The sequence below is a fragment of the Actinophytocola sp. KF-1 genome (assembly GCF_054661535.1).
In genome coordinates this window covers 248,065-264,662 of sequence record NZ_BAAFVK010000003.1, presented here as the reverse complement: position 1 = coordinate 264,662, position 16,598 = coordinate 248,065, and the positions used below count along the sequence as shown (strand labels likewise).

The following is a 16,598-nucleotide window of genomic DNA, read 5'->3' as shown; positions in this document are numbered from 1 at the left end:
ACATCTGGCCAGTATCGAGCGTGCCGGAGCGGCAGGCCAGGGGATTGTGGCCTGCACCCTGCGTGGGCGCCGATGACCGGACCGCGCTCCGCCACGGGTACCGGCGGCCGCCCGGCTGCGGTCAGACCTCGATCGTCGGGGTGATCACCCGTACCGTGCTGGCCGCGTCGTGGACGACCAGCCGCACGTTGCCCGCGGGCACGGCGTCGAGGGAGAACCGGCCGGTGTCGTCGGACTCGGTGGACAGCGGGCCGCTCGTGCAGCGCACCTCGATCCGCCTGCACGCGGCGGGCGTGAGCCACCCGTCGATGCGGGTGGTGCCGTCGGCGCCCGGTTCCAGGGTCACCATGATCGTGAGGCTGTCGCTCTGGAACGTGACGAGCCGCGCGAACTCCTCGGACCGGGCGGCCGCCAGCACCGGCATCTCGACGAGCCGGGACACCTCGACGTCGATGTCGTCCAGGTCGATCGCGAAGCGCACGCGTTCGACCAGGTCGGGCGGCATCGGGTCGGCGGCGTCCAGCAGCTGCCGCACGACGTCGAGCAACTCGGCGTCGTGCTCGGGCAGCGACACGTCCCCGGCACTGGCTTCGTCCTGGCTCACGGCCGGACCCCCGTCCTGCCGGACCTCTGCACCCGGCTCATCGTGGCGAGCAACAGCGCGCCGACCTCCTCTCGTTCCACGGTGATCACGTACTCAGTCGCCCGCCGTGCACGCGTCGACCGCGCGGCGGGCGCGTGCCAGCATGGCCTCGCGGCTCACCAGGCCCATGCGCAGCGTGCCCGGATCGGCGTCCGCGTGCTCGACGAGCCGGTTCGCCAGTGCGGCCGCGGCGTGCGGGCCCGCGAACGACGTGCCGTGCCACATCGCGAACCCGCTGGTGAAGTCGTCGGGGTCGAGCGACTCGCGGTCGAGGTCGCGGATCGCGCTGGCCGGCCCGGTGCTGCCGCGCACCTTCGGGAACGTGCTCACGACCGCGGCGCCGGTCGCCCACGCGTGCACCCACGGCGCCTGGTTGCTGAAGAACGCCCTGGTGCCGTTGGGGTTGAGCGCGCCGACGCTGAGCACCGGCTGTCCACCACCCGACGGCGGCATCGTGGCGAGCGCCGCCGGGAAGAACGGGCGGGTCGTCGCGTCGTTGCCCGCGGCGGCCACGACCAGCACGCCGAGGTCGGCGAGCCTGCCGAGCAGTCGCGCGAACTCGCTGGTCTCCGCCTCGTCCTCGACGGTCTCGCAGTAGTAGCCGATGGAGATCGAGACGATGTCGACCATGTCGGCGGGGTTGCCGCCCGGCGCCTGCGCCTCCTCGACCTGCTGCACCAGCCGCTCCAGCCCGGCGAGCACGTCGCTCTCGTACGCCACGCCGTCACCCGCCATCACCCTGGCGACGGCGACCTCGGCGTCCGGCGCGACCTGCCGGATGATGCCGGTGATGAACGTGCCGTGCCCCGCGTGCCGGTCCAGCTCACCCGTCAGCGGGTTGGCAGGCACGTCGTCGTCCCAGTAGTCCTCGATGACCCGCGCCCCGGTGCCCGCCTCCCGGCTGCTCGCGGAGATGGCGTCCTGCACCTCCTTGAGCACGCGCACGAACCCGCCCGGCGGCAGGCCCGTGTCGCGGTCGGTCGTGCCGAACCACTCGTGCGCCGAGATGCCGGTGTCGAGCACCGCGATCACCGGCCTGCGGTCGAACCCGCTGCCGGGCACCAGCGGCCGTGCCCGCGGGGGCCGGACGGACAGGCTGACCGGCACCGGGCCGCCGCGGGCCGACCGCAGGTAGGAGTCCCTGCCGTACAGGCCGTGCGAGTCCCACGGCGCGGGCCCGAGACCGTGCGAGTCCCACGGCGCCGGGTCGAGCCCCAGGAACAGCAGGTGCTCCAGCGTCACCGGGCCCGGGGCGGCGAGGGCGCCCGCCAGCTCACCGTCCTTGTCGGCCGCCTCCCGCAGGTGCGCGAGCGCCCGGCCCGCGTCGACCGTGGCCGGCTTGTCCGGGTCGCGTGGCGCCAGCCGCATCACCGGCGGCCGGTGCCCGGTCTCGGCGACGTCCGTGTCCAGCAGCCTGAGGTTGATGTCGGCGAGCGTCCGGTCCACCACGGACCGGTCGACCGCGCGCGGTACCCGCAGGACGTCGGACCGGTAGGCGGTCGCGGTGGGCAGCGCGGCGACCGGCCGCGCCTCCGGGGGCCGCAGCACCCGCGCGCCGTGCTTGCTCAGGAGCCTGCCCGGGACCTCGGGCACGTCGCTGCCGAGCCCGTCGTCGTCCGGATTGCGACGGATGTAGAAGTGCATGGCCGGCTCCCCCATCTCTCGGCACGGATTCGTCCACACAGCCGGTGCCGGACGACGCCTCGGAAATACATCCAGAACATAACGAGTCGGTCACGACCGTCGCATGCGAACGCTCGTCTGACCCATTGCTTTGAGCAACTCACCCGCCCCGTCGGTGGCGGCGTACCGGACGCTGTGCCCGTCCTGACGGCGTGTGACCAGCCCGTCCGTGAACAGCCGCCGCAGGTGGTAGGACACCGTGGCGGGGCTGAGCCGGTGCCGGGACGCCAGCTCCGCCGTCGACCGCGGCGTGCCGAGGTCGGCCAGCAGGGCGACGCGCCGCGCACCCAGGACCGGCGGGCCCAGCACCCGCGCCGGTCCCGCCCAGACGCTGCCCCGCCCGCGCGCCGGGTAGCCGACGAGCACGTCCGCCGGGGTGCCCGCCCACACGGCGGGCCACGGCAGGAACACCGACGGCGTGAGGACCACCCCGGGCGCGGGGTCCAGCGTGACGTCGACGGCGGCGGGTTTCGTCAGGCGGGCGCCGTCCCAGCCGAGCATCGGGTGCAGGTCGGCGAGGAGGCCGTCGAAGCCGGTGCGTGCCGCCTGCGTGGCGCGGTGGCGCACGTCCTCGTCGAGGACCCGGCGCAGCGCTGGCCACGTGTCCGCGAGGGTCACGTCCCAGCAGTGGCGCAGCTGCGCGGCGGCGACCTCGGCCACGGCCCGCGCGCCGCCGCGGTCGAGCACGGCCGTGACCGCGGGCGGCGGACCGGCCGGGAACGTCCGCGCCAGCTGCCGCAGCACGGTGTCCGCCGGCGCGGCCGCGACCGCGGCCAGTTCGGTGTCCAGGTCCGGCTCGTAGCCCGGCGGGAGCGGCACCAGGAAGTCCGGCACGTACGGCGAATCGTGCTCGACCAGCGCGTGTACCAGCGCGACCGCGCCGACGTCGAGACGCGGCCGGGTCTCCGCCACCCACGCGCGGGCGAACGGCGCGCGGTCCGGGTGGGTGAGCACCTCCAGCGCGCACGACAGCTCGGCGAGCCGGGACAGCGCGAACCGGGAGCGGACCAGCCGCTCGGCGTCGACCCGCACCGTCAGCACGGATTCGACGTCCTTCGAATGCCTCGTCCCACGACACCACCCCTGGTCGACTGCCCGGAGTATCGCAAAACGACGACGGAACGGGGACGATCATGACCAACCAGGTGCGGCGGCGCACGTTCCTCATCGGCGGGCTGACCGCGGGGGTGATGGTGACAGGCACCTCGTTCGCCGGTGCCGCGACCATGCGGACGGGCCCCTTCGAGGTCCTCGCCCTGCTGGACGCGAGCGGGCCGTTCTTCCTGCCCGCCGCCGACGCGTTCACCGGCGCGACCGAGGCGGACTGGGACCGCGCGCGACGCGTGGACCCGGGTGCCTTCGGCCCGGACGGCGCCTGGCGGCTCGACTTCCGCTGCTTCGCGATCCGCCTGCCCACGGGCGGCGTCGCGCTCGTCGACGCCGGCGTCGGGCCCGCCGAGAGCCCCGCGTCGTCGTGGGCGCCCGTCCCCGGCCACCTGCCCGCCCGCCTCGAGGCGGCGGGCATCGACCGCGCGGACGTGCGGCTCGTCGTCCTGACCCACCTGCACGAGGACCACTTCGGCTGGTCGGTGTCACCGGAGGGGGTGCCGAACTTCCCGAACGCGCGGTACGTGGTCCAGCGGACCGAGATCGCCGCGCTGGAGGAGGCCGGCGACGAGGTGGTGCTGGGGTACGTGGTCGAGCCGCTGCGGCACACCGGTCAGCTGCACGTCGTCGACGGCCCGGCGCGGCTCGCGGGCCACCGCGCCGGCACCGTCACCGCGATCCCCACCCCCGGCCACACCCCGGGCCACCAGTCGGTCGTGGTCCGCGACCCCGCGCGGCAGGTGGTGATCACCGGTGACGTGCTCGTCCACGCCGTGCAGCTGGTCGACCCCGACGTCGCCTACCGGTACGAAGCCGACCAGGCCGCCGCCCGCCGCACCCGCCACGCGCTGCTCGACGACGCCGGACGCCGCCCGACCTGGCTCGCGACCGCGCACCTCACCCGCCCGTTCGTGCCGTGCCGGTAGCCCACGCGATCGTCATGGTCACCCGGTCGCGAAGGCACGGCAGGACGCCGTGGCGCAGACGGCGAACCACGTCGGTCCCGTCTGCGCCACCGTGCCGCCGTACGACCACGACTTGCCCGTCTTCAGGTCGAAGCGGACCGCCTCCTGGCCGGTGAACACGACCTGGTCGCCGGTGACGAGGTCCGGGTCGTGGTCGTAGTTCCCCGCGAACGGGACCCGCCAGATCGGTGTGCCGCTCCCGATCCGGTACGCGACCAGCTCGCCGTCGGCGCCCTCCGCGGGGCGGTCGACCACGAGCAGCGTCGTGCCGGCGGCGGCGACGGCCTGCCCGCCGGGTGGGGCGGCCCACTCGACCGCGCCGGTGTCCAGGTTCAGCACGCTCGGTGCGCCGTCGGTGGCCGTGAACGCCATCCGGCCGCCGTGGTACGAGACCGGCACACGTCCGCACCGCTTGCCGTCGTGTTCCTTCGCGGTGCGGGCGGTGTGGTGCCAGCGCTCGGCGCCGGACAGGGCGAAGCCGCTGATGGTGGCCGAGCAGCCGTTCGCGGGGTTGTCGTCGTCGTCATCGACGGTGACCACGGTCCGCTCGGTCGCGACGTCGATCTGCCCGATCCGGTCGTCCGAGCCCTCGTAACCGCTACCGAGCGTGGCACCGGTCGCCGGGTCGTGGGCGGAGATGAACAGGCTGTCCGCTCCGGTCGGGTACGCCGCGACCAGCAGGCGCGACGGTGTCGGCGCGGCCTGGATGCTCCCGCTGTCGTTGATCACCCGGGAGCTGGCGTAGGTCTGGACGCGCCACCGGATCGTGTTGGTCCGCGGATCGCGGGCGCTCAGCGTGCAGTCGCCGACGCGGTTGTTCTGGCCGCCGTGGCAGACCGACAGGTAGGCGGTGTCGGTGGTCGCCGTCCACAGCGACGCCTCGGTCTCGCGCCACAGCTCCTTCCCGTTCGCCGCGTCGAGAGCGACGATCACCTGCGGCTGCGGCCAGCGGTCCTCGTCGGAGGCGTAGCCGACCAGCACCTGCGGCCCCGTCACCCGCACCGTGTAGTAGTCGACCTCGGGCGGCGTGAAGCGCCACACCTCCGCGCCCGACCGGTCGAGCCCCAGCAGCGCCTTGTCGTTCTGGACCACGAAGCCGTGGTCGCTGACCGCGAACGTCGGCGCGCCGTACTCGTTCTCCTCGCCCGGCAACCGCACGTTCCACAGTGGAGCCCCGGCGTAGGCGGGCGGGGCCGCGGGCTCCCCGGGCCGCGACGTCGGGGCGCCGACCGACGGGGCGGCGTACTGGGTGCCGAGCGTCGGCATGCTGCCGCCCGGCACCGGCCGGCCGTCGCCGGTCGTGATCACGACGACGGTCGCGACCACCGCCGCCGCCACCACGAGCGCGGCGGCGGCGAGCACCAGCCGGCGGCGCCGCGGCCGGGTGGCGTCCACTTCGGCCTGCGCCGCGCCGTCGGGGCGCTCCGGCGGGTCGAGCGGGTCGGTCATCGGTGGCTCCTCCCTGGGTGCCCGGAGGATATTCGCCCGATCGGCCGCGCGAACGGGGAACGGCCGAATACGATGCCGGGCATCCCGCCGTGCGGGGCACAGCAGACCTGACGGTGGAGGAGTCCGAAGTGGAGTCGTCGCGGCCCGGTGGCGCTGACCGCCGGTTCCCGGTCGGGGCGGTCGTGCTCGGCGTGGTCGTGGCCGTGGTCGCGGTGTGGATCACGGTGGCCGTCACGATCCACCACGATCCGGAGGAGACGGTCGAGGCGTACCTGGAGGCGATCGCGGAGAAGGACGTCGACGGGGCGCTCGCCCTCGTCACCCGCTACGGCTACGGCGTGCCGTACGGCGAGAAGGCGGCGTTCCTCACCCCGGACGCCATCCGCGACGACTGGTGGGTCGTGTCGGTGACCGAGGTCGACCGCGACTACGGCGAAGCCCGCGTCGAGGCCGTGCTGGCGGGCCCGGGCGGCACCGCGAAGGGCACGTTCGTCGTGCAGGAGGTCGACGACGAGTGGCAGCTGGAGGACCCGTTCCTCGAGGTCCGGTTCCCCGCGTCACCGCTGTCGTACGTCCGGGTGAACGACCGGATCGTGCCCCGGCGCACCGACGACGTGCGGTCGTACGCGCTGTTCCCCGGCACGTACCGGTTCTACGAGTCCGTTCCCGGTGTGGTGGCGACGGAGAAGGCGGACGTGGTCGCGGTGTTCCCCCGGGCGGACGACAGCCCGTACGACCCGATGGAGATCTTCCCGCGCGGCCTCGCCGCGAGCGCGGACGTCGTCGCGAAGGCGCAGACCGCGATCGAGGACCGTATCGACGACTGCGCGGGCTTCGCCACCCCGCAACCGGTGGACTGTCCTTTCGCGACCGACGGCGAGATCGACACGCCCGCCGGCGTCCGGGTGACCGGCCTGCACGGCCTCACGTGGCGGGTGGAGAGCTACCCGGCGATCGCGCTGACCGACGCGACCCTCGCGCTGCGGACCACCGAGCCGGGCAGGGTGACCCTGTCGGGCAGCGGCGTCGACACCGAGGACGAGCCGGTGACGTTCACGGTCACGTGCGACATCGACCTGACCGGTTTCCAGGCCACCGTCACCGCCGAGGGCGCGGTGGCGGTGGAGTTGTCCCCGACGGGACGCCGGGCCGTCGACCCGTTCAACACCTGCCGGCGCAACGCATGACGGAGCCACCCATGGCCGACGACGACAAGCCCGACGACAAGCCCGGCGACACGGACCTGCCCACGCCGGACACCGCAGAGCCCGGACCTGAGTCGTCCACATCGGACCGGCCGGCGACCGTGGGCGCCACCACCCCCGCGTGGTGGTCCTGGGTGGCCGCCCACCCCAAGCCGGTGGCCATCGTCGCGGGGCTGGTCGTCATCGCCGTCGTGGCCACGGTCGTGACCGTTTCCCTTGTCACACCGGGCCCCAAGGACGTCGTCCGGTCCTACATGGACGCCATCCGGTCCGGCGACACGCGGGCCGCGCTCGACATGGCCGGTGAGCCGGAGGACGACGGCCGGCTGCGGTTCCTCGCCGCGGACGCGCTCGCCGACGAGTGGACCGTCACCTCCGTCGTGGAACGGCACCGCCGCGACGAGGAAACCGACGTCGACGTCACCATCACCACCGGGGACACCACCGGCCAGGGCCGTTTCCACCTCGTGCACGGCGACGACGGCTGGACCATCGAGTCCCCGTTCGTACGGGTGGACCTCGTCGTCGGCGGCCTCGGCACCATCGAACTGGGGAAGGTGCGCCAGACCGTCGCGGGCAGCGACCCGGGCACCACCGTCTCGCTGCTGCTGTTCCCCGGTGTCTACGACCTCTTCCCCAGCCTCGGCGACCGCGTCACGTTCGAGCCCGGGTTCCTCGTCGCGGCCCCGCAGCCGTCCGTCGACGACACCGAGCGGGTCACCGCGACCTACACCCTGACCGACACGGGCACGGCCGACGCGAACCGGGCGATCGCCGCCCGGGTCGAGGAGTGCGCGTCGATGCGCGACCTGTCCCCCGACGGCTGCCCCTTCAGCGTCGAGGACGAACGGGCGCTCTACCGGTACTCCGACGTCGTCGACGTGACGTGGGCGGTCACCACCCTGCCGGAGGCGCGCTTCGCCCCGTCGCCCGACGGCACGCTGCAGCTCATCCTCCGCAAGCCGGGCACGCTCACGCTCTCCGGCCGCGGCGTCCCGTACGAACCGGAGGGCGCCGCTCCCGTGCCGTTCTCGACGACCTGTGAGTTCGGTGTCGACAACCTGGCCGTCGCGGTGAGCGTCGACGGGGTGACCGCGACCCGGGCCACCGGCAGGCCCTACGCGGCGGAGCAGAACACCAACTGCTTCTGACCGGGGGGCCGGGAAAGGCGCACACGTCTTTCCCGGCGCCGAAATGTTTCGGAATGCGCCTCCGAAACATTTCCGAAAATTATTGACAGGTCATCGGCGACGTACTCATACTTTTTCAGCGACGCACCTCGACGAAGAGGAAGCACCGCAGATGAACGTAACTTTCGCGCGCCGGAAAAGACGCAGGTCCAGTCTGATCGCCGTCGGCGCCACCATATTGGCGCTGGTGGCGACGACGTTACTGCCGTCCGGTATCGCCAACGCGATATCGACAAATCAAACCGGCACCCACAACGGTTACTTCTATTCATTCTGGACCGACAGCCAGGGCACCGTCTCGATGGACCTCGGCAACGGCGGGAACTACTCCACGTCGTGGCGCAACACCGGGAACTTCGTGGCGGGCAAGGGCTGGCGGACCGGCGGGCGGATGAGCGTGAACTACTCCGGTAGTTTCAACCCGTCCGGCAACGCGTACCTGACGCTCTACGGCTGGACCAGGAACCCGCTCGTCGAGTACTACATCGTCGACAACTGGGGGACCTACCGGCCCACCGGCACGTACAAGGGCACGGTCACCAGCGACGGCGGCACCTACGACGTCTACCAGACCACCCGCTACAACGCGCCGTCCATCGACGGCACCAGGACGTTCAACCAGTACTGGAGCGTCCGCCAGTCGAAGCGGACCGGTGGCACCATCACCAGCGGCAACCACTTCGACGCGTGGGCGCGGTACGGCATGAACCTCGGCACCAACGACTACATGATCCTGGCGACCGAGGGCTACCAGAGCAGCGGCAGCTCCAACATCACCGTCGGCGGATCCGGCGGCGGTGGCGGGGGCGGCGGAGGTGGCGGTGGTGGCTGCACCGCGACGCTGTCGGCCGGCCAGCAGTGGAGCGACCGCTACAACCTCAACGTCGCGGTGTCCGGCTCGGACAACTGGACCGTGACGATGAACGTCCCGTCGCCCGCGCAGATCATCGCGACGTGGAACATCAGCGCCTCGTACCCGTCGGCCCAGCAGCTCGTCGCCAGACCCAACGGCAACGGCAACAACTGGGGCGTCACCATCCAGCACAACGGCAACTGGACCTGGCCGACCGTCTCCTGCAGCAGCGGCTAGCCCGCGCATCGACGGTGACCCTCGACAACCGGTCGAGGGTCACCGTCGACATTCGATCGAACGTCCCTCGACCCACGATCGAGCTACTTGATCATGCCAACAGCGACTCCAGAGCGTGCGCGGTCGCCGGGTGCTCGTCGAGCAACGCCACCCCGTGCGGGGCACCGGCCGCCGCCCACGGCTCGTCGCAGCCGAGCAGCACGGCCACCGCGTCGCACGTCGCCGGGTGTGCCGCCAGCAACGCGACGCCACCACCGGCGGACGTCCGCACGGGCGCCGGTCCGGGTTGGCCGAGCCACGGCGGGACCCACTCGTCCAGCGCCGCGAGACGCCCGGGGAAGATCCGGCCCGCCTCGCGGATCAGCAGCGGGGCCAGTTCGGCGCCGCCCGCCCGCAGCGTCGTGATCAGCGCAGGCAGCCACGGCAGCAGCACCGGGTCCGGCAGCCGAGCGAACGCGTTCGACACCGCCTCCACCACGAAGTCCACGAGCCCCGGCACGGGTTCGAGCGCGTGCAGGAACCCGCTGAGGTAGCGCGGGTAGGCGGGCAGGACCAGGGGGTTGCCCAGCAGCTCGTCGCACCGGGCGCGGAGTTCCGCCCGCGTCAGCAACCCGAGGTGCGCCTTCGCGGCCCACAGCAGCGCGAGCTTCGCAGGCTCCTCGGGGTGCGACTGCGCGATCGCCAGTTCCAGCTGGGTCCGGTCGCAGCCCAGCGACAGCGCGAGCCCCTCCATGCTGAACAGGAAACCCAGCATCGCGGCGACCTGGCCGACGTTCGCGTCGTCGTCGGTGAACGCGGTCGGCAGCAGCGTGCAGTAGTGCGCGTAGCCGGTCGTGACGAACTGCTCGATCCACGACGGCAGCGCGGGCTCGCTGGTGCGGTAGAACGCGAGCAGCCGCCGCACCCGGCGCAGCACCTCCGGGGCGCCGTCGACACCGCGTTCGGTCGCCAGCACCTCCAGCGCGCGGGTGCCCAGCTCGCCGGCGAGGCGGTGGCTGCGCAGGTACAGCGTCGCGTCCTCGACCGCCGCCAGCACTGTCGCGGCGGTCGCGTCCGTGCCGTACGCGGCGCGCCGCAGCCGCTGCTCCAGCACCTGCTCGATGCTGACGCCCTCGTAGCCCAGCTCGATGAGCGCCCGCTGGTGCGTGCCGAGCGCCAGGTCCCACGACTCCTGGATGGGCCGTTCCCCGAGCCGCCGCTCCCCCATGATCGGCCGGGCCGCGCCGTGCGGCATGAGGTAGCGCAGCATCCACAGCACGTCCGAGCACGGCCCGAGCTCCGGGCGGGCCGCGATGTCGAGCAGCGCCCGCTGCACGCCGCGCTGCTGGAGTTTCAGTGCCAGCGGCGCGAGCCGGTCGTGCACGTCGCGGGCCAGCGGCGGCAGCGCGTCGTAGCCGACCTGGCCGATCCGGTCGCCGCCCATCATGATCTCGACGAGACGGCGCACGTCCCGCCTGCCGGGCACGGTGTCCTTCTCGATGCAGGTGACCGCCGCGTCCTGGAAGTCGTACGGGGTCGGCTTGGCCCGGTCCCGCATGCCTGCCAGCAGGATCGACGTCTCGAACACCGCGATCGCGTCCGCTGTGGACGCGAGGTAGCCGTTGCGGCGCGCGGCACGGACGATCTCCACCGACCAGCCGAGCAGCTCCGCCTCGTCGAGCCGGTCGAGCACGGGTGGCCGCCGCAGGAAGCCGGTGAGCTGGTCCGCCGGGGTCGTGGCGGGCACGGGGTCCGGCAGTGGCGTGGCCTTCGTCCGCTTCGCGCCACCGGCCTGCCCGGCGAGCCGGAACGGCTGCACGCGCGTCCGCTTGACGTTCTTCGCCCACTCCGTGGCCGCGATCGACACCGAGCCGGCGGCCAGGCCGAACTGCGCCTCGATCGCGGCGTGGCTCGACGGGATCAGGCCGTGCTGCCACTTGCTGGCCGTGCGCGGGCTGATCTCGAAGGTGCCCGTGCCGTCGACGCCGAACTCGGCCACGTGGCTGGCGGCGTGGAACGCGCCGCAGACGTACAGGCAGCCGGCGGGGTCGGCGCCGGTCGCGGCGAGGTGTTCGCGCATCCGCGTCCACATGTACCGCTCCCGGTCCTCGTCCACCCGGACGTGCGTGGCGTCGCCGGGCGCCAGCCGCCGGAACAGGCTGCCAACCAGGAACATGACCTGCCGGTAGGTGTCGTGGTCGGCGTCGCCGAGCGGCAGCTCGACGTACTGGTGCCACCACTCCGACCAGTGCCGCACCTTGCCGTGGCGCAGCAGGTGCTCCTCCAGCTCCGCGAACCGCGGCCGCAGGTCGCCGATCTCCACGCCGACCGCGTCGCCGTGCAGCGCCGCCTCCTCCTCGGGCGGCGGCGCGTCCGGGTCGGCGGGGCCGGTGTCGCGGTGCTCCCACTGGAACACGTGGTCGGCGGACCGGTCCACGAGCACCAGCTCCACGCCGGGGGTGTCCAGCGCGTACGCGATCGCCTGGTACTCCGCGGACGCCTCGGTGATCGGCGCGACCACCGACAGCGGCGCCCACTCGGCCGGGAACCCGTGGACCTCGGTCGCGAACGCCTGCACCGCGACGGGGAGCCTGCAGTTGCGCAGCTCGGTCAGCAGCGGCGCCATGTCCTCGCACAGCTCCAGGTAGATCACCGTCGGCTGCTTCTCCCGCAGCCGCCGCGCCATCGCGATGGCCGACGCGGGCGAGTGGTGGCAGACCGGGAAGATCTCGAGGGGCTCCCGCACTGCGCGGTCGACGTCGTCGACGATGCCGAGCAGGATGCCCTCGAGCGCGTCAGGTCCGTCGGCGAACGCCGCCGCCGCGTCCCGCAGCTGCGTGCGCAGCGCGTCGAACCGGGTCACGACAGGGTGGCGATCGCGTCGCGGCCGCCCGCCAGGAACTCCGGCCAGTCGCCGCCCTCGTCCTTGCTGCGCGGCTCGACCACGCCGTGCAGGTACTTGTTGAGGATCGCGAGGTCCTCTGGTGCGCGCCGGGCGAGCGACCCGACGAGCGACGACGCGAGCGTGCGTGCGGTCAGCGCCCGCCGGCCGAAGAAGTTGCTGTGCAGGATCGCGTCCTCCAGCACGCCGATCTGCTCGGCGGTGGACAGCGCGGACTCCAGCTTCTCGTCGTCGCTGCCGGCCGAGGCCGCGGCGGCACGCAGGTCGCCGAAGCTGCGCAGCAGCACGTCCAGCAGGGTCGGCGGCACGTCCAGCTCGATCTGGTGGCGGCGCAGCAGCTCCTCGGTGCGGAACCGGACGATCTCGGTCTCGCTCTTCTTGTTGGTCACCACGGGGATGCGCACGAAGTTGAAGCGCCGCTTCAGCGCGGACGACAGGTCGTTGACGCCCCGGTCGCGGCTGTTGGCGGTGGCGATGATCGAGAAGCCTGGCTTGGCGAACACGATGTTGTCGCCGTCGTCACCGCCCAGTTCGGGGACGGAGATGTACTTCTCCGACAGGATGGAGATGAGCGCGTCCTGCACGTCGCTCGTCGAGCGGGTCAGCTCCTCGAACCGGCCGATCGCGCCCCGTTCCATCGCGGTCATGATCGGCGACGGGATCATCGACTCCCGCGACTGGCCCTTCGCGATGACCATGGACACGTTCCACGAGTACTTGATGTGGTCCTCGGTGGTCCCGGCCGTGCCCTGCACCACGAGCGTCGAGTTGCGGCTGATCGCGGCGGCGAGCAGTTCGGCGAGCCAGCTCTTGCCCGTGCCGGGGTCGCCGATCAGCAGCAGGCCGCGGTCGGACGCGAGCGTGACGATGGCCCGTTCGACGAAACCGCGGTCGCCGAACCACTTCTGGGAGATATCCCGGTCGAGGCCGTCCGCGCGTTCCGCGCCGAGGATGAACAGCCGGACCATCTTCGGCGACAGCCGCCACGCGAACGGTTTGGGGTTGTCGTCGACCGACTCCAGCCAGTCCAGCTCCTCCGCGTACTTGATCTCGGCGGGGGCGCGCAACAGGTCGGACATGGAATGCCTTTCTACGCGGTGAGGAAAGTCTTGAGTTCGTGGACGAGCTTGCTGATGTGGCCGGAGATCACCGGTGTGCCGAGGTCCTTGAAGCGCTCCCGGAACCACGGGTTGACGCTGCCGCGGCCGGAGCTGGTGACCGACCCGACGGGGATGAACTTCGCGCCGGAGCGGTGGATGGCGGCCATCGACTCGAAGAGCTGCTCGATCCTGGTCTCGTAGAAGTCGGAGATCCACACCACGACGGTGTTCCTCGGCTCGGCGATCTTCGGCTGGGTCAGCCCCATGGCGACCATGCCGTCGTTGCCGCCGCCGAGGTTGGTGCGCAGCAGCGTCTCGAACGGGTCGTGCACCCACGGCGTGAGGTCGAGCGCCTGCGTGTCGTAGGCGATCAGGTGCACGTCCACCTTCGGCAGGCCCGCGAAGATCGACGCCAGGATCGCGCAGTTGACCATCGAGTCGACCATCGAACCGGACTGGTCGACGACCGCGATCAGCCGCTGCGGCGTGGTCTTGCGCGCGGTCTGCCGGTAGTACAGGCGGTCGACGTACAGCCGCTCCTCGTCGGGGTTCCAGTTGACGAGGTTCTTCCAGATCGTGCGGTCGAGGTCGAGGTTGCGGAACACCCGCTTCGGCGGCACGGACCGGTCCGGCTCGCCGGCGGTCGCCTTCTCCACGTGCGTGCGCAGCACCTCGGTGACCTCGTCGACGTACCGGCGGATCAACGACTTCGCGTTGGCGAGCGCCACCCCGGAGAGGTTGTTCTTGTCCCGCAGCAACTGTTCGATCAGCGACATGCTCGGGGTCAGCCGCGCGGCGAGCGCGGGATCGGCGAGCACCTCGCGCAGTTGCATGCGGTTGACGAGGTCAGCTTCGAGGTCGGCGAGGTCGGGGCCGATCTCCGGGAGCAGCGTGCTCAGGTCGGGGCCGGGCGCGGTGCCGCTGGTGCCCCGCCCGGAGCGGCCGCGCAGCTCACCCGGTTGACACCCGAGTGCCCGTTCCAGCCAGCCCGCGTCGGCCTGCCAGCGGGACAGCTGCTCCGCGGTGACGTTGCCCGCGCCGGTGCTGAAGACGTTGAGCAGCACCTTCGACACCAGCGCCGCGCGCCGCACCTCGGCCGCCCCGTCCCGGTCGCCGTCCCGTTCCGGCACCATCAGGCCGTCGAACTCGGCTGCGAGACCGGGGTGCCGCTGCACGATCGAGTCGACGGACGTGTACGGGTCGAGCAGCGCGGGCGGCAGCCCGGCGTCCTCGACCACGGCGAGGCTCGCCGATTCCAGCGTCGCCTGTTCCTCGTGGTCGAAGAGCCGTGCGAGCAGCCGCCAGTAGAGGACCTGGCGGCGGTTGTCCTCGGCGGTCACTTGCGCAGCAACCTTCCCGCTCGCTCCCGCAGCACCGCCACGGCGTCGGTGGCCGCCTTCTCCGCCTTGACCCCCGCCTTGTCGGTCGTGCCGCCCGCCCACGCCCCGGCGTGCACCGCGACGGGCTTCTTGCGGACCGTGGTCTCGACGGCGAGCGGCTGCAGGCGGAACTCCCCCGCGTCCCAGCGCAGCAGGCCGATGCACGCGTGCGACGCGGCGACCGCCTCCGGCGTGAGCGGTCCGGCGGCGGGCACGCGGTCGACGTCGACGGCCAGCGTGTGCCCGGCGAGGTCGACAACCGTTGTGCCGTCGACGGTGCCGGTCGTGTAGCCCTCCAGGAACACGGGGACGGCGATGTGTGCCGGGTGCCGGTCGAGGGGCGCGGTGGCCGGGACGGTCGCGGTGGGCAGGACCACGCGGGCGGTGGCGAAGGCGTCGGCGGGCGCACCGGTCCTGGCGTGCTCGTCGTCCCAGACCAGGTCGCCCTCGGCGGTGACCGGCATGCCGGCGATGTCCACCGAGCGGCCCTCGCCGACGGCGGCGAGGAGCGACAGGTGCGGGCGGAGCAGCTGCCAGATGCCCGCGCCGAGCACGGTGTCGGGCTTGGGCACGGACACGCTGGCGCGCACGAGGCTCGGGGTGCCGCCGTCTTCTGGTTCGAGCACGGCGTGCACCTGTGCCTGCGCGGCGGTGGCGTGTTCGTGCAGGTCCACGCCCAGCGGCAGGAGACGGCCGGTGGCGGTGCCCGTGACCGGCGCGTCGGCCGCGCCCGGCACGGTCAGCACCATGGCCCGCGACCACAGGTCGCCCCAGCGCCGTGTGGGGACATGCGCGAGGGCGGCTCCCGGGCAGGACGCGGCGAGTTCGGCCGCGAACCCGTCGAGAAGGGCCGCGAGGCGGCGCAGTGCCGGATCGGGCAGCAGCGCGGAGATCACGGGCGCGGCTCCGGCGACGATGTCGTGGTCGATGCCGCGCCACCCGGCACGCGCGACGTCCGCGAGCCAGGAACGGGCCGCGGCAAGGAGGTTCGCCGCGTGCTGCCCGCCCGAGGGTGCTGCGGTGTCCACTGTGACCGGTCGGCCGGTGGCCGCCTCGACCCGGCTCATCAGCGCGTCGTGGACCGAGCCGAGCAGTGCGGTGCGCGCGGCGGCGATGGCGAGGAAGTGGTCCTCACCCGCGGCGCCCGCGGCGGCTTTCTCGACCGCTTCGGCGACCCTGGTCGCGAGCGGGCTGCCCGCCACCGCGTCCGCGAGCCGTGCGAGGCCGGTGGTCCGCGGGCGGAGCAGCCCGGTGGTGAGCGCCTCGTCGGCGGCGTCGACCGCGGCGATGGCTTCTGCGAGCCCGTCGACGGGCTCGGTGAGCAGGTCGGCGCGCATCACACCACCGCCCTGGCCGGCGGGAACCACTGCATCTCCGGCAGTGGCGTGGTGGTCGCGCCGAACTCGAGGTACGCGAGGTGGCGCAGGAACTGGCTGAACACGGTGGCCGCGGCGCTGGTGTCCCCCTGCGCGGGCCGCGTGCGGAGCATCTCCGCGGTGATGGTCTGCGCGGTCACCTCGTCGCCGGGCTCGACCCGCAGATACCGGGCGACCCGCTCGGCGCCGTACTGCAGGACCGCCTCGGTGACCAGCGCCAGGATGTGGTTGCAGGCAAAGGCGAAGGTGCCCACGGCGACCGACGAGACGTACACGCGGCCGATGTCCGAGCCGCTGGACACCACCCCCTGCAACCGTCCGTCGGCCAGCTCGACGAACGGCACCTTGGCGAGCTTCCTCGGCCGGGCGGGCGGTACCACCCGTGCCGTGCTCGACCTCTCCCACTCCGGCAACGCACCATCTCCCCTGTGATCCCTCCCCCGCCGTCGCGGGACGCGCAGAACGTACCGGTGCCCACCGACAATTTCCGTCCGGGCAGGTGAACGGCCGTTTTTGGGCGCCGCGCACCT

The 16,598-nt window shown here is 72.6% G+C and carries 13 protein-coding genes; 4 read left to right on the top strand and 9 right to left on the bottom strand.

Annotation, left to right across the window (positions count from 1 at the left end):
* Positions 1–121 precede the first annotated feature (121 nt).
* The 3 genes from ACYQ77_RS11125 to ACYQ77_RS11115 form a co-directional block, all read right to left on the bottom strand.
* A complete protein-coding gene (locus ACYQ77_RS11125) occupies positions 122–604 on the bottom strand; it encodes a hypothetical protein (RefSeq protein ID WP_459710068.1) in 483 nt (160 codons plus the stop codon).
* Between the two features lie 93 nt (positions 605–697).
* Positions 698–2,287 (bottom strand): S8 family peptidase, encoded by a 1,590-nt coding sequence (locus ACYQ77_RS11120; protein ID WP_459710066.1) that lies wholly within the window; start codon positions 2,285–2,287, stop codon positions 698–700.
* Between the two features lie 90 nt (positions 2,288–2,377).
* Positions 2,378–3,367, bottom strand: coding sequence for a helix-turn-helix domain-containing protein (locus ACYQ77_RS11115; RefSeq protein WP_459710065.1), 990 nt, complete (start codon positions 3,365–3,367; stop codon positions 2,378–2,380).
* 92 nt (positions 3,368–3,459) lie between these two features.
* On the opposite strand from ACYQ77_RS11115, the gene ACYQ77_RS11110 reads away from it, so the two are divergent.
* Positions 3,460–4,359: an MBL fold metallo-hydrolase gene (locus tag ACYQ77_RS11110; RefSeq protein WP_459710064.1), complete on the top strand. Its 900-nt coding sequence runs from the start codon at positions 3,460–3,462 to the stop codon at positions 4,357–4,359.
* 18 nt (positions 4,360–4,377) lie between these two features.
* Here ACYQ77_RS11110 and ACYQ77_RS11105 read toward each other — a convergent pair whose 3' ends face one another.
* Positions 4,378–5,847 (bottom strand): outer membrane protein assembly factor BamB family protein, encoded by a 1,470-nt coding sequence (locus ACYQ77_RS11105; RefSeq protein WP_459710062.1) that lies wholly within the window; start codon positions 5,845–5,847, stop codon positions 4,378–4,380.
* Positions 5,848–5,936: 89 nt separating this feature from the next.
* Between ACYQ77_RS11105 and ACYQ77_RS11100 the strand changes: the two genes are divergently transcribed.
* From ACYQ77_RS11100 to ACYQ77_RS11090, 3 genes are all read left to right on the top strand, one after another.
* Entirely contained in the window at positions 5,937–7,034 is a 1,098-nt protein-coding gene (locus tag ACYQ77_RS11100) for a hypothetical protein (RefSeq protein WP_459710060.1), read from the top strand.
* 11 nt (positions 7,035–7,045) lie between these two features.
* Positions 7,046–8,203, top strand: a complete 1,158-nt coding sequence (locus ACYQ77_RS11095; RefSeq protein ID WP_459710058.1) for a hypothetical protein — start codon at positions 7,046–7,048, stop codon at positions 8,201–8,203.
* A gap of 226 nt (positions 8,204–8,429) precedes the next feature.
* On the top strand, positions 8,430–9,332 hold the full coding sequence (locus tag ACYQ77_RS11090) for a glycoside hydrolase family 11 protein (protein ID WP_459710056.1): 903 nt from the start codon (positions 8,430–8,432) through the stop codon (positions 9,330–9,332).
* 91 nt (positions 9,333–9,423) lie between these two features.
* Here ACYQ77_RS11090 and ACYQ77_RS11085 read toward each other — a convergent pair whose 3' ends face one another.
* From ACYQ77_RS11085 to ACYQ77_RS11065, 5 genes are read right to left on the bottom strand one after another with little or no spacing between them, the layout of a single operon-like run.
* Positions 9,424–12,174: a DUF5682 family protein gene (locus ACYQ77_RS11085; RefSeq protein ID WP_459710055.1), complete on the bottom strand. Its 2,751-nt coding sequence runs from the start codon at positions 12,172–12,174 to the stop codon at positions 9,424–9,426.
* Entirely contained in the window at positions 12,171–13,292 is a 1,122-nt protein-coding gene (locus ACYQ77_RS11080) for an ATP-binding protein (protein ID WP_459710053.1), read from the bottom strand. The genes ACYQ77_RS11085 and ACYQ77_RS11080 overlap by 4 nt, the downstream gene beginning before the upstream one ends.
* An 11-nt stretch (positions 13,293–13,303) precedes the next feature.
* A complete protein-coding gene (locus ACYQ77_RS11075; protein WP_459710051.1) occupies positions 13,304–14,653 on the bottom strand; it encodes a VWA domain-containing protein in 1,350 nt (449 codons plus the stop codon).
* Entirely contained in the window at positions 14,650–16,029 is a 1,380-nt protein-coding gene (locus tag ACYQ77_RS11070) for a hypothetical protein (RefSeq protein ID WP_459710050.1), read from the bottom strand. The genes ACYQ77_RS11075 and ACYQ77_RS11070 overlap by 4 nt, the downstream gene beginning before the upstream one ends.
* Complete coding sequence (locus ACYQ77_RS11065) at positions 16,029–16,481, bottom strand: hypothetical protein (protein ID WP_459710048.1); 453 nt, start codon at positions 16,479–16,481, stop codon at positions 16,029–16,031. The genes ACYQ77_RS11070 and ACYQ77_RS11065 overlap by 1 nt, the downstream gene beginning before the upstream one ends.
* Positions 16,482–16,598 lie beyond the last annotated feature (117 nt).